At 61.4% G+C, this 13,105-nt stretch carries 10 protein-coding genes; 5 read left to right on the top strand and 5 right to left on the bottom strand.

The window, feature by feature from the left end; genetic code table 11:
• Positions 1–194 precede the first annotated feature (194 nt).
• From GCT19_RS23665 to GCT19_RS23655, 3 genes are all read right to left on the bottom strand, one after another.
• A complete protein-coding gene (locus tag GCT19_RS23665; protein ID WP_018437238.1) occupies positions 195–1,067 on the bottom strand; it encodes an isocitrate lyase/PEP mutase family protein in 873 nt (290 codons plus the stop codon).
• Positions 1,068–1,114: 47 nt separating this feature from the next.
• Positions 1,115–2,521: an MFS transporter gene (locus GCT19_RS23660; protein ID WP_018437237.1), complete on the bottom strand. Its 1,407-nt coding sequence runs from the start codon at positions 2,519–2,521 to the stop codon at positions 1,115–1,117.
• A gap of 67 nt (positions 2,522–2,588) precedes the next feature.
• The gene (locus GCT19_RS23655; protein WP_018437236.1) at positions 2,589–3,263 is read right to left on the bottom strand and encodes a GntR family transcriptional regulator; all 675 of its coding nucleotides are present in this window, start codon (positions 3,261–3,263) and stop codon (positions 2,589–2,591) included.
• Positions 3,264–4,026: 763 nt separating this feature from the next.
• On the opposite strand from GCT19_RS23655, the gene GCT19_RS23650 reads away from it, so the two are divergent.
• The 4 genes from GCT19_RS23650 to GCT19_RS23635 all read left to right on the top strand — a co-directional run bounded on the left by GCT19_RS23650 (position 4,027) and on the right by GCT19_RS23635 (position 7,887).
• Positions 4,027–5,382, top strand: a complete 1,356-nt coding sequence (locus tag GCT19_RS23650; protein ID WP_152853252.1) for an MFS transporter — start codon at positions 4,027–4,029, stop codon at positions 5,380–5,382.
• 71 nt (positions 5,383–5,453) lie between these two features.
• Positions 5,454–6,479, top strand: a complete 1,026-nt coding sequence (locus tag GCT19_RS23645) for an amidohydrolase family protein (RefSeq protein WP_176137850.1) — start codon at positions 5,454–5,456, stop codon at positions 6,477–6,479.
• A gap of 2 nt (positions 6,480–6,481) precedes the next feature.
• Positions 6,482–7,165, top strand: a complete 684-nt coding sequence (gene ligK, locus GCT19_RS23640; RefSeq protein ID WP_152853251.1) for a 4-carboxy-4-hydroxy-2-oxoadipate aldolase/oxaloacetate decarboxylase — start codon at positions 6,482–6,484, stop codon at positions 7,163–7,165.
• A gap of 5 nt (positions 7,166–7,170) precedes the next feature.
• Positions 7,171–7,887 (top strand): substrate-binding domain-containing protein, encoded by a 717-nt coding sequence (locus tag GCT19_RS23635; RefSeq protein WP_018437232.1) that lies wholly within the window; start codon positions 7,171–7,173, stop codon positions 7,885–7,887.
• Between the two features lie 34 nt (positions 7,888–7,921).
• On the opposite strand, the gene GCT19_RS23630 is transcribed toward GCT19_RS23635, so the two are convergent.
• Both GCT19_RS23630 and GCT19_RS23625 read right to left on the bottom strand, forming a co-directional pair.
• Positions 7,922–8,938 (bottom strand): ATP-grasp fold amidoligase family protein, encoded by a 1,017-nt coding sequence (locus GCT19_RS23630; RefSeq protein WP_018437231.1) that lies wholly within the window; start codon positions 8,936–8,938, stop codon positions 7,922–7,924.
• 59 nt (positions 8,939–8,997) lie between these two features.
• Positions 8,998–9,930, bottom strand: coding sequence for a helix-turn-helix domain-containing protein (locus GCT19_RS23625; protein ID WP_176107584.1), 933 nt, complete (start codon positions 9,928–9,930; stop codon positions 8,998–9,000).
• A gap of 883 nt (positions 9,931–10,813) precedes the next feature.
• Between GCT19_RS23625 and GCT19_RS23620 the strand changes: the two genes are divergently transcribed.
• Positions 10,814–13,063 (top strand): polysaccharide biosynthesis tyrosine autokinase, encoded by a 2,250-nt coding sequence (locus GCT19_RS23620; RefSeq protein WP_018437230.1) that lies wholly within the window; start codon positions 10,814–10,816, stop codon positions 13,061–13,063.
• Positions 13,064–13,105 lie beyond the last annotated feature (42 nt).

Here is a 13,105-nt window from a genome sequence, read left to right as displayed (position 1 = left end):
GGTGGGTTCCGTCGCGGGGGGAGGTTGGTCCGGCTTCGCTTTGCCGAACAGCTTGTGCACGATGTCACCAAAAATACTCATTTCCGAATTCTCCGCGGTTGAATGACGAATGCGAGTGGGGCGCTCGCGGGACATGCCCCCGATATGCTACGCGTCTAGCACGCTGAAAAACGTAATATTTTGTCAGCCCGTCGTCATTCGGCATGCTCACGGTCGAACTGCCATACGGCTGGGAAGCCCATCAGATTGCACATTTCGGAGAACGGATACATGGTGTTTTCCGCGTGCATGGTGCCGCGCTGCGCCTTGATCTGGCCGTAGATATCGTGCAGTGCTTTCGCGACCGCGAGAAAGCCCGAAGCCGGATAAATCGCAATCGAAAAACCGAGCTTCTGCAATTCGGTGGGCGTGAGCTGCGGTGTGCGGCCGCCTTCGACGATGTTCACGAGCAGCGGCTTATCGAACGTGCGTGCGATCGTCTCCAACTCTTCGACCGTTTCCGGCGATTCGATGAACAACACATCGGCGCCCGCTTTGGCGAACGCTTCGCCTCGTCGCAACGCTTCGTCGAGTCCGAGCGATGTACGAGCATCGGTGCGTGCAACGATGTGGAAGTTGGCATCGTCACGCGTCTCGACCGCGACCTTGATCTTCTGCACCATGTCGTCGAGCGCAATCACTTTGCGGCCTGGCGTGTGGCCGCATTTCTTCGGAAACTCCTGGTCTTCGAGCTGGATGCCCGCGGCGCCGGCGCGCTCGTAGCCGCGTACCGTGTGCGCGACGTTCAACAGGCCGCCGTAGCCGGTATCGCCGTCGCAGATCAAGGGCGTGACGGTGGCGCCGCAAAACGCAGTGACGCGATCGACCATGTCGGTATAAGTGGCGAGGCCCGCATCGGGCAGACCGAGGTAAGACGCGACCGTGCCGAACCCCGTCATGTACAGGCAATCGAATTGCATCGAGTCGGCCATCTTCGCGGAGATCAGATCGAAGATGCCGGGCGCGGTGACGATTTCCGGTTGTGCGAGACGTGCCTTCAATTGCTGACGTTTGTGCTGTGCGTTCATGCTATTTCCGTTTGATGACGATGAATGTGCGCCGATTCGAAGTTGGCTCATTGACGCGGTTCGCGCGCGACCGATGCACCGGCGAGCGCGGTGTCGATGTCGTCCGTGGGCGGCGGCGCGATGTCTTCGAGCGAGCGCTGATTCGTTTCGATGCCGAACACCGCGAGAATCGCGGCCATCGCGACGAGCACGCCGACGATCACCGACAGCACGTCGCGCACGCCGCCCGCCGCATACATGACGACCACGAGTTGCGGCGCGAGAATGCCGGCGATGCGGCCCGCGCAACCCGCAATGCCGTTCGCGCGCATGCGGTTTTCAGTGGCGAACAGTTCGGGGACGTAAGTCGCGATGCCGAGCGCGACCATCAGATAGGTGAGCGTGAAAAGCAGGAAGCCGAGCACGGTGGCGGTCGCGACGTTCGTCGAGTGTCCGTACAGCCAGCCGACCACGGCGGCGATCACCGCGACCGCAATGAGCCCATTCTTACGGCCGATCCGGTCCGCGATCAGCACTCCGAGGAAGGCGCCGGCGGGACCGCCGAGCGACATCAGCGTCGTATAGCCGAGCGACGACGCCATGCCGAGACCTTGCTTGATCAGGAAGGTCGGCACCCAGACGATGAAGCCGTAAATCACGACGTTGACGGCGATCTGCACGCAGATCGCGAGCAGCGTGCGGCGAATCTGCGGGCCCTTGAACAATTCGAAGAGCGTGGTGGGGCGCGGTGCGGCAGAGGCCGATTCGAACGAAGGCGTGAAGGGCGGCAATGGCTGACCCTTTGCCGATTCGGCTTCCGCCGCGCGAAGAATCGCATCGGCTTCGGCGTAGCGGCCCTTCGATTCGAGCCAGCGCGGCGACTCCGGCATCTTCTTGCGAATCACCCAGACGATCGACGCGCCGATGCCGACGATCGCAAACATCGCTCGCCAGCCGATCGACGGAATGATCAGATAGCCGATGAACGTCGAGAAGAACAGCGCGGAGTTCGTGATCAGCGACAGGTACGCGGACCACTTGCCGCGCACGGCCGGCGGAATGAACTCGCCGACCGATCCATAGCCAACGACGATTTCCGCGCCGAGCCCGAGGCCCATGAAGAAACGGCAGACGATCAGCCACGTCATGTTCGGCGCGAGCGCGCCGGCGAACGACGCGAGACCGAAGATCGCGAGATTGAATTGATAGGTGAACTTGCGGCCTTTTGCATCGCCAAGCAAACCCGCCGTGAATGCGCCCAATAACATGCCGACGAATGTCGACGACAGAAACGCCGCATTCAATTGCATCGTCGACCAGCCGCTCTTCGCGAGCGCGCCGAGCACGCCGCCGGCGAGGTAGATATCGAACGAATCGAGAAACATGCCTCCGCCGATCAGCCAGAGGATGCGCCGGTGAAAACCGGAGAGGGGCAATCTGTCCAGTCTTGGACCAGCGTTCACGGTGCTCGGCATTTCACGTCTCCTGCGTCGTTATGGGACGGCTGTTCGTGTGGTGCTTCGATGCATGGGCTACGGCCGGCTACGGCGAAGGGTGCTCCCTTTGATAGCGGTCGAGCACTGCTTTCTCGGCGGCGAGGATATGACAACGGGTGATCGCCTCGGCCCAGGCCGCATTGCGATTTTCTAGTGCCTGCACCATTTCGAAGTGCTGGCGCGCGCTGCTCGCGCGGTGTTCGTCGTTATAGGAGTCGAAAGTCCACTTGATCAGCGGCGTTTCCTTCATCGACGTCAACGAACGATCGAGGCGCGCATTGCCCGCCGCGGCCGTGATGATCGAATGGAACTCGCCATTGGCGGCGAACCATGCTTCGGTCGTTTCGGGCGTGGACGCTTGCCGCGTGATGGCCGACATCTGTTCGGCGAGTGTGCGGAGCCGTTCGATTTCGGCGGCGCCGATTTTCAATGCGGCGCGCCCGGCGAGAAATGGTTCGATCAGAAGCCGCGCTTCGAAGATTTCACGCGCGTCCTGCAGCGACCACGCCTTGACCCGCACGCCATAGTTCGGGCGGATCTCGACCCAGCCCTCGGCGCCGAGACGGCGCAGCGCTTCGCGCACCGGTGTGCGGCTCACACCGAGGCTTTTGGCGAGCTGTTCTTCGCGCAGATACTGGCCCGCGCCAAAGCGGTGCTCCGCAAGCGACTGCTTGATCGCCAGATAGACGTCGTCCGGCGATCGCGCCGGCGGGGTCTGCATTGTATGCAAACTGCTCTCCTTTAGAGCGAAGCGATGCGTAATTCGGTCGATGGATGGATACATTGTATGCAAAGTCGTGAAGCTGGGGCTCGGTGGTTTCCCTGGCAGATGGCACGACGGCGCGAACTACACGCCAGGCGGACCGCTCTACACGGCAGCCGCAAGTACGTGAGCGGGCTCGAGTTTCTACACGCCTTATACGCCGGCGACGCGCGGTGTCGCGGCGCCCTGAACCGGGTCTTGCACAGCGCTAATTGAGTACGAGCCGGTCCGCGAGGCCGGCTGATCCCGAAGCGGGATGGCCTTGGCACGTCATGCCGCTTTTTTATTGCGCCCTACTTCGCGGAGTAAATCCGCCACCAACCGGTGCATTCACGTCGATCGCAAAAGCGGGGCGTCTCGCTGCCGTTGTATGCGAGTTCGTTCCCGCATCATCTGTTTTGTTTATCAGTTGCTGCACCAACTGGCGTTCGGCAGGGCCGCTTCGAGGGGCGTGGGACTTGGGTTGAACGCCTGTGCGGCGCGGCTTTGCACGAATCGGACGAGCTCCGACGATGCTATGCGGAACGCTGAATATGCGGATACTCGCTCCGACCATATGGTTAACCCGCGCTTTGGCCCACGAAGGACGAAACGTACCGTCACGCCAGTTGTTTGAGTAGGCCGTGTAGGGGCCCCATCGCCACGATGGTTACGACGTACTTTGCGAAGCAACCCGCGTCGAGCGCGTGATGAGGCCAGTGAAGGAGACAGGAGAGTTTTGATGAGTACTACCAGCGGTAACAGAATTGATATCAAGAAGTTCATCGATGAACGGCCGATTTCACCCTACCAGTGGCTGCTGGTAGTGCTGTGCTTTCTGATCGTGACCGCCGACGGCATGGACGTTGCGATCATGGGTTTCGTCGCGCCTTCCATCATTCATGATTGGGGTATTTCGCGTCCCGAATTCGGTCTCGTGATGAGCGCGGCGCCGATCGGTCTCGTGATTGGCGCATTGTTCGCGGGTCCTGCATCGGACCGCATCGGCCGCAAGTGGGTGCTGATTACGTCAGTGTTTCTGTTCGGCGTGTTCACGATTGCGACTGCATTCACGCAATCGCCGTTTTCGATGGCGGCACTGCGTCTGTTGAGCGGTGTCGGCCTCGGCGCCGCCATGCCGAACTCGACGACGCTGCTGTCCGAGTACGCACCGCAACGCAAGCGCGCGCTGCTGATCACCGTGATGTTCACGGGCTTCAATCTCGGCTCGGCTTTGATCGGCTTCGCGGCCGGCTGGCTGATTCCGGTTCACGGCTGGCGCTCGGTGCTGATTTTCGGCGGCGCGCTGCCGCTCGTGCTGATCCCGTTCCAAATCTGGCTGCTGCCTGAGTCGGCCCGTCTGCTCGCGGTGCGCGGCACGCCTGCACAGCGTATCGGCAAGGTGCTCGGCCGTGTGTGCGGCGTGCGTTTCGCCGGCAATGAAGTGTTCGTGTCGAACGAACCGCCGCTGCCGACGCGCAAGCCGATCGGCGTGCTGTTCTCGCAAGGCTATGGCTCGATGACGATCACGCTGTGGGTCACGTATTTCATGGGCCTGCTCGTGATCTATCTGCTGACCGGCTGGCTGCCGACGCTAATGAAGGATGCGGGTCTGTCGGTCACGACCGCGGCAAACGTCACGGCGATGTTCCAGATCGGCGGCACGATCGGCGCGGTCCTGGTCGGCTGGATCATGGACAAGGCGCGTCCGGCGCCGGTCATCAGCGCCGCGTATATCGGCGGTGCAGTGTGCGTGCTCGGGCTCGGCTACATCGGCGCGATGTCGTCGTCGCTCGCATTGCTGGTGTTTGCCGCGGGCTTCTGCATGAGCGGCGCGCAAACCGGTCTGAATGCATTTGCGCCCGGCCGCTACCCGACCGTTGCACGTGCGACCGGCGTGAGCTGGATGCTCGGCATGGGGCGCTTCGGCAGCATCTTCGGTTCGGCGATCGGCGGCGCGCTGCTCGGCTTCGGCTGGCAGTTCGGCGCGATCCTCGCAATGCTTGCGATCCCGGCTACGCTGGCCGCTATCGCCATCCTGGTGAGCCAGCGCGTGGGCGGCACCGAAACGGCGGCGCAGCCGAATGCCGCGCATTGACGCACGCAGGAACGTGGCGCGCGTGCGGTTCGCGCGCGCCGCTGGTTAAATTCATCTACTGAGGAATCACGGTGATCATCGACATTCACGGCCACTACACCACCGCGCCCAAAGCGTTGGAGACGTGGCGTAACCGCCAGATCGCTGGCATCAGGAGTCCGTCCGAGATGCCGGCGGTGTCGGAATTGCAGATCAGCGACGACGAGCTGCGCGAGTCGATCGAAAACAACCAGTTGAAACTGATGCGCGAGCGCGGCCTCGATCTGACGATCTTCAGTCCGCGTGCGAGCTTCATGGCGCACCACATCGGCGACTTCGAAGTGTCCAGCACCTGGGCCGCGATCTGCAATGAACTGTGCTATCGCGTGAGCCAGCTGTTTCCCGAGAACTTCGTGCCGGCCGCGATGCTGCCGCAAAGTCCGGGTGTCGATCCGGCCACCTGTATTCCTGAACTCGTCAAATGCGTCGAGCAGTACGGCAATGTCGCGATCAATCTGAATCCCGATCCGTCGGGCGGCCACTGGACCAGCCCGCCGCTGTCGGACCGCTCGTGGTATCCGATCTACGAGAAGATGGTCGAGTACGACATTCCCGCGATGATTCACGTGAGCACGAGCTGCAACGCGTGCTTTCACACCACCGGTGCGCACTACCTGAATGCGGATACCACCGCGTTCATGCAATGCCTGACCTCGGACCTGTTCCGCGATTTCCCGACGCTGCGTTTCGTGATTCCGCACGGCGGCGGCGCGGTGCCGTATCACTGGGGCCGTTTCCGCGGTCTCGCGCAGGAAATGAAGAAACCGTTGCTGAAGGACCATCTGTTGAACAACGTGTTTTTCGACACCTGTGTCTATCATCAGCCGGGTATCGATCTGCTCACGCGCGTGATTCCCGTGGACAACATCCTGTTCGCGAGCGAGATGATCGGCGCGGTGCGTGGCATCGATCCGGAAACCGGTCACTATTTCGATGACACGAAGCGCTACGTTGAAGCCGCGGATATGAACCCGGAGCAGCGCTACAAGATCTACGAAGGCAACGCACGGCGCGTCTATCCGCGTCTCGATGCCTTGCTGAAAACGAAGGGGCTGTAATCATGTACGAAATCGGAGTCGTCTATCGCAACATCCAGCGCGCGGATGCGGACGTGGCCGCCAAACTCGGCGCGCTCGGTTCGGCCACCGTTCATGAGGCCATGGGCCGCACGGGCCTGCTCCAGCCGTATATGCGGCCGATCTATACCGGCGCACGGGCGAGCGGCACGGCTGTCACGGTGCTGCTGCAACCGGGCGACAACTGGATGCTGCACGTCGCGGCCGAACAGATCCGGCCGGGCGACGTCGTCGTCGCGGGCGTCACCGCGGAGAGCACCGACGGTTACTTCGGCGATCTGCTCGCAACCAGCTTCCAGGCGCGCGGCGCGCATGCGCTGATCATCGACGCCGGTGTGCGCGACGTCAGTGTGCTGACCGAGATGAAGTTCCCGGTCTGGAGCAAGGCGATTTCCGCGAAGGGCACGGTCAAGGCGACGCTCGGCTCGGTGAACATTCCGGTCGTGTGCGCGGGCGCACTGGTCACGCCGGGCGACGTCGTCGTTGCCGATGACGATGGCGTAGTCGTGGTGCCGGCGGCCATTGCGCAAACGGTGCTCGACAAGGCCGCGGCGCGCGAGGCGAACGAAGCCGAGAAGCGCGCGAAACTTGCCTCCGGTGTGCTCGGTCTCGACATGTACAACATGCGCGGGCCGCTCGAGCAGGCCGGACTGCGTTACAAGGACTGACGGGCGTGGTCGCAGAGATCAACGGTCAAGCCGCGCGCGCGCCGATCACCGGTATTTCGTCGATGGCCACGCGCCAGGTGCTCGCCGAACTCGCTGCGTCGTACGAGCGGCGCACGGGGCAGAGCGTCGCGATCGAATCGGTCGGCGGCGTCGACGCGGCGCGCCGCGTCGAGAATGACGAAGTCTTCGATATCGTCGTGCTCGCCGCGGACGCGATCGAGCGGCTCTCGGTGACGGGCTACGTCGAGGCGGCGAGCCGCGTCGGGCTCGCCCGTTCGGGCATCGCGGTCGCGGTCGCGGCCGGAGCAACGCGGCCGGACATCGCGACCGAAGCGGCACTGCGCGACGCGATTCTCGGTGCGCGCAGCATCGGTTACTCGACCGGGCCGAGCGGTACGCATCTGCTAAAGCTGCTCGAACGCTGGGGCATTGCCGGGCAGATCGCTTCGCGTATCGTGAAGGCGCCGCCGGGAGTGCCGGTCGGCACGCTCGTCGCGCGCGGAGAAGTCGCGCTCGGCTTTCAGCAGATGAGCGAATTGATTCACGTGCCGGGCATCGACGTGCTCGGCGAGCTTCCTGCCGCCATCCAGTCCACCACGACTTTCACCGCCGCGATCTGCACGGCGGCGCCCCACCGTGAAGCGGCGCGGGCGTTGTTGACGTTTCTGGCCTCGCGCGAGGCCGACGGCGCAAAACTGCAAAACGGCATGTTGCCGGCTTGATGGCGGAATCCAAACGCTGTGAATGGAAGCGGGTTCAAGCCATCAGCTTGCCCCACTCGTAATCGATACTGTCCGGCGTGAAGGGCAGCACACCCGCGCCGGGCGTAAATGTCAGCTCGCCGAAATAAACGCGGTCGTCCGGCGCATACAGGTCTACGCGCACATAGTCGAAGTCTTCGCACAGACGGGCCGCGATATCGAGCACGGCGTCCAGATTCGGCGGACGCGGACCGGGTGCCGCGCTGCGCTTGTAGTCGCCGATTGCGATATCGAGGTGATTCCAGTCGACGTCGTACACGTCGCCGTGCGTCGCGTTACCGAACCGGTCGGAGATCACGAGGATATAGATGACCGGCCCCTCGGGCCGACCGCCGAAGCAGTGCATCTTGAGATCCGCCGGAATCCGGCCGCGCTGATCGAGCAGCAACTGCTCGAAGAAGATGCGCGGCTCGATCGACCGATAGTGCCGCTCGCGCCCCACGTAATAGAATTCGGTGCGCAACCACTGGTCGGCGAGCTTCTTCAGCTTCTCGAACGAGGTCTCCGATTTGTTTCTCACCACTTCGACGAAGCTGCTGCCGTGATTGGCTTTCATTACGAAAGCATCGGGTAGCGCGTCGAACACCTCGGGCGTGAATGCATCGGGCGCTGCGATCAGCGGTATCAAATGCTTATCACCGATCTTCCGGGCAATATAGTCCCGCACCAGCAACTTGTCGGTCAGGTCGATATAACGCGGATCAGGGCGAAGATTGCGTTGCAGGATCTTCTCATTGAACGTCACTGGACGAATCAGGTTCGGATAACGGCCAGTGCATTTGTGATGTAACAGGCTTAGGAAAACGGCATCCGGCAATAAGGTTTTCGCCGCTTCCTTGATCTTTCTGACAGTAGATGGCGCTTGTCCCTGCGCGGAATGCGCGCCTGCATGCAGGCCCGGCCGCTCGCCAGGCGCAGCCACGGCACTGTCATCGGATTGTAGGGAGGCCATGCTTTCCGGCGCGACGGCCGCGTCCTCCGCGCCCAGTTCGCCGGTTTTGATGATCGTCATGTTCTAATCCCTTTGCGGTCGAGCCGACGAATCGTGCTCGGAGTAACAGGGAATTGAAATCAAAGCGTCAGTGGCGCCTGCCGCAACATCTCGGTCGCGGCGCTCCAGCTTTCCTCCGGTGTCAGCCAGCGTTCCTCAGCATCCACGTGCTGTTGCGCGCGGAATTGCGTCGGCGACATGCCATAGCGCTCCTTGAATAGCCGCCCGAGCCGATTACCGTCGCCCATTCCGCAACGACGCGCGATCTTATCGACCGGCAAATCGGTGTTCTTCAGCATCGAGCGAACGATCTCGAAGCGTGTACGCAGCAGATATTCGAGTGGCGTCATGCCAAACTCGCATTTGAAACGGCGCTGAAAATTGCGTTTGCTCATCGCCACCGACTCGGCCGCCTGAGCAACCGAAATAGCCTTGCTGTAGTTCTCCTTGATCCAGCGCGCCGATTCACGAATCTTTTCGGTCGTCGTCGTGATATTGACGTCGTCGAGCTCCGAACGGCTCTTCTCCGCGTAGCCGGTTTGCAGGATGCGGCCGATTTTGCGGGCCGTGTCGGTATTGATGTCGCGTTCGATCTGCGCGAGCGCGAGATCGGTCGGCGTCACATTGCTTTGCGTGCGCGCGGCGTCACCGCTGTCGTCGAACAGAAAAATCGGCACGATCGATTGCAGCGGATCGTTGCAGACGACCGCGAGATTCGCACCCTGTTGCATGCCGAAAGATGCGATCGATCCTTGCAGCGAGATCCACGACAGAAACCGATCGTTGGATTCCGCGACTTCGGTGACGTCGCGGCAGGCCACGAAGAACGCGTGGAAATCTGCGAGGCAATAGCGTTCGAGGCCTTGCGTCCAGATCGATATGCCGGACGAACTGGTCACCAGACCGCCGCCGTCGGATACCACGGTAAACCGGTATGGCGCCTCTTCGCCAGCCGTTCTCTTGAACTCATTGGCAAGCCGAAACGCGTCGCCGATCGCGCCGGTACTTGCCATCGAACAATCCTGAAAGACGAATAGACCAATGTGCTTCATCACGCGAGCTTCTCCAGTCAGGAAAATCTACGCATTGAGATTAGCGCATCGATTTGGGCGGGACGAGCTTGGCCGGCATGCGTGGGTGTTTTGGCGTAATCGTCAGGACTTGAGAAATTCTTACCTCACTATTCGCTGAATTGCGTGCTACTAATTAACGTTGCACGGAATTTTTTTCCAGATCAATTAGCGCGATTTTTGCAGGCGAGAAGCCAGGGCATCGTCGGAATGCGCCGAGTGGCGCGGATTCGGCACGATTCGCGAGATAAGAACGGCATTTTTTGCACTTGAGCGATGCATTTGGCGTTCTGTCGCGATGTATGGGGCCTGTCGTATAACTCTGTTACAGCAATTGCAGATCGCAACAAGCCTTTCCAGCTTCTGTTTCATTTGTAAAAGGCTCCGCATTATCGGCCAATAGCACCCTACTTTGGGCCGCCGGCGAATGCCTCGATCCTTTGCGGACTATGCTTCACCGCAACATCGAGAGAGAAATTGTCAATCGCGGATTACGTGAATGGCGGGCACCGCATTCGCTGATTCGTGAGAAGAACAATCGGCACTGCCGCGGTGGATAAGCAATAGGTGTGTAGCCTTCCGTGGTTCGAGAGGTCCCGAACACGGCTCCCCGACCTAACCCGACACAGCACGTCGCTTCGCCGTGCTGCCAGCCAATCGAGGGTCTATCCGGCCGGCGGCATATAAATAGCGACGTGGCGACGCAAAGCGATCGCCGATCGTTTTGTTTCATCAACCTGCAAGGATCAGACCGGTGGATTACTATCCGCAAAACTCGCTCTATCCCGCTGTTGATACAGAGCGCAGACAACTGAGTGCCAGCGGGATGCTCACGCTAATGCGTGACCACATCTGGGAGATCGTGGTGACGACGGTCGTCGTCCTCACGCTCGCGGTCGCGTATCTTCTGATTGCCACACCCATCTATTCCGCCGACGTAATCGTTCGTGTGGACCCACCCGAGCCAAATGCGCTCGGACTTGCGTTGCAGAACCAGGAACTGTTGCCACCACCGACGCCGTCGTCGGTAACGGAAATGGCGGTCATGGAAAGCAGGTCGGTTCTGCAGCCGGTGATCGACCAGTTCCGTTTCGACATTTCAGTAAAGCCGCACAAGCTTCCGGTGCTCGGCGACATCGCCGAAAAATTTGCTACACCGGGACAGCCTTCCGCGCCGTGGCTCGGTCTGAAATCGTATGCATGGGGCGGCGAGCGCGTGCAGATCGCCGCGCTCGACGTGCCACGCGATCTCGAAGAAGAGAAGCTCACCTTGACCGCGCTCGACAATGGCGCCTTCGAATTGCATGGCCCTTCCGGCGAGTTGCTGGCGAGCGGCACGGTCGGCATGCCGGTCAAGCAGAACGGCGTGTCGATGCTCGTGAAGGAACTCGCTGCGCGGCCGGGCACGAAATTCGAAGTGATCCGCTGGAATGAGCTCGATGCGATCAAGCGCTTCGAGAATCTGATCAAGATCGGCGACAAAGTGAAAGACTCGGGGCTGCTGCAAATCCAGTACCGCGACAAGAGTCCGGACAAGGCCGCGGCCGTCGCCAATGCATTGGGACAGCAATACCTCGCATCCGCGGTGGCGAGCCGGCAGTCGAACGACACGCAGACGCTCGCGTTTATTAACGGCGAACTCCCGCGTCTACTCGGCGATCTGCGAAAAGCCGAGGAAGCGCTGAAGAACTTCCGCTCGAACTCGCAATCGATGCAGCCGACCAACGAGGCGCAAGCCTATTTGCAGGGCGGCCTCGATCTCGACAAGCAGATCGCGACGTTGCAATTGCAGCGCACGCAAATGCTCGAGCGCTATACGCCACAGAGCCGCTGGGTGCAGAACATCGATGAGCAACTGGCGCAATTGAAAGAAGCGAAAGCGAAATTCTCCGACCATTTCAACGGCATGCCGGCGTCGGAGCGCGAGAGCGTCGATCTGATCCGCGCGCAGAAGGTCGCGGAAACGGTGTATCTCGGCATGGTGCAGAAGGCAGAACAATTGCAGGTGCGTCGCGCCAGCACGACGGGCGGCGCGCATATTCTCGATCAGGCGATCAGGCCGCATATGCCGGTGATGCCGCAGCCGATTCTCGTGCTCGGCGGTGGATTGGTACTCGGTATCGTGTCCGGCGTCGTGTTGGTCTTCATGCGCCGCCACGTGATGATCGGCGTGACCGACCCGCGCTACGTCGAGCGCCAGATGAGCGTGCCGGTGTTCGGCGAGATTCTGTTCAGCCATCAGCAACTGCTGCTCGATCGCGATGCGACCGCGGGGCGCAAGTCTTTGCCGCCAGCGACCGGGCGTGCCCATCCGCCGCTGCAGAAGAGCCTGCACGAGATTCAGCTCGATACGGGCATTCAGAACAGGATTCTTGCCGCGCGCTTTCCGCACGACACGTCGGTCGAAGCGCTGCGCAGCGTACGGACTGCAGTCACGCGCGATCTCGCGCATGCACGCAACAACATCGTGATGATCATCGGCCCCACGCCGTCCGCCGGTAAAAGCTTCGTCGCCGCGAATCTGGCGATCCTGCACGCGGAAGTCGGCCAGCGCGTGGTGCTGATCGATGCCGATATGCGGCGCGGGCATCTCGCCTCGCTATTCAACGAGAGCAATCGCGGCGGCCTCTCCGAAGTGCTGGCCGAACGTCTGCCGCTGCGTAATGCGTTGCGCTCGACCCGTATCGACGGATTGACGTTCCTGTCGTGCGGCGTGCGACCGGAGAATCCCGCCGCGCTGCTGATGAAGCCGCGCCTGAAGGATGTACTCGAACGGCTGTCGAGTCAGTTCGATCTGGTGATCATCGATACGCCGCCTTTCCTCGCGGTCACCGACGCCTCGATCGTCGCGAACGAGGCGGGCGCTTCGCTGCTCGTGCTGCGTTCGGGTATGCAAAGCGAGGAGGAGATCGCCGACACCATCAGAAAGGTGGAGCGCGCGGAAGGTCGCATCGCGGGCGCGGTGTTCAACGGCATTCCGCTGCGTCGAAGCAGGAAAAATTACGGTTACGAAACGAACTATGCCAGCGATTTCGGCGAGAACGACGCCGGGCAGCAAGCGCCGCGGGGCGCCTGAGCGTGTGGAGACCCCAACGCGGTAAAGCGCATTCGCGATGGC

This window comes from Paraburkholderia atlantica (assembly GCF_009362785.1).
Taxonomy (GTDB): domain Bacteria; phylum Pseudomonadota; class Gammaproteobacteria; order Burkholderiales; family Burkholderiaceae; genus Paraburkholderia; species Paraburkholderia atlantica.
Note: the sequence above shows the minus strand (reverse complement) of the source record. Positions and strands in the feature narration are given on the sequence as shown.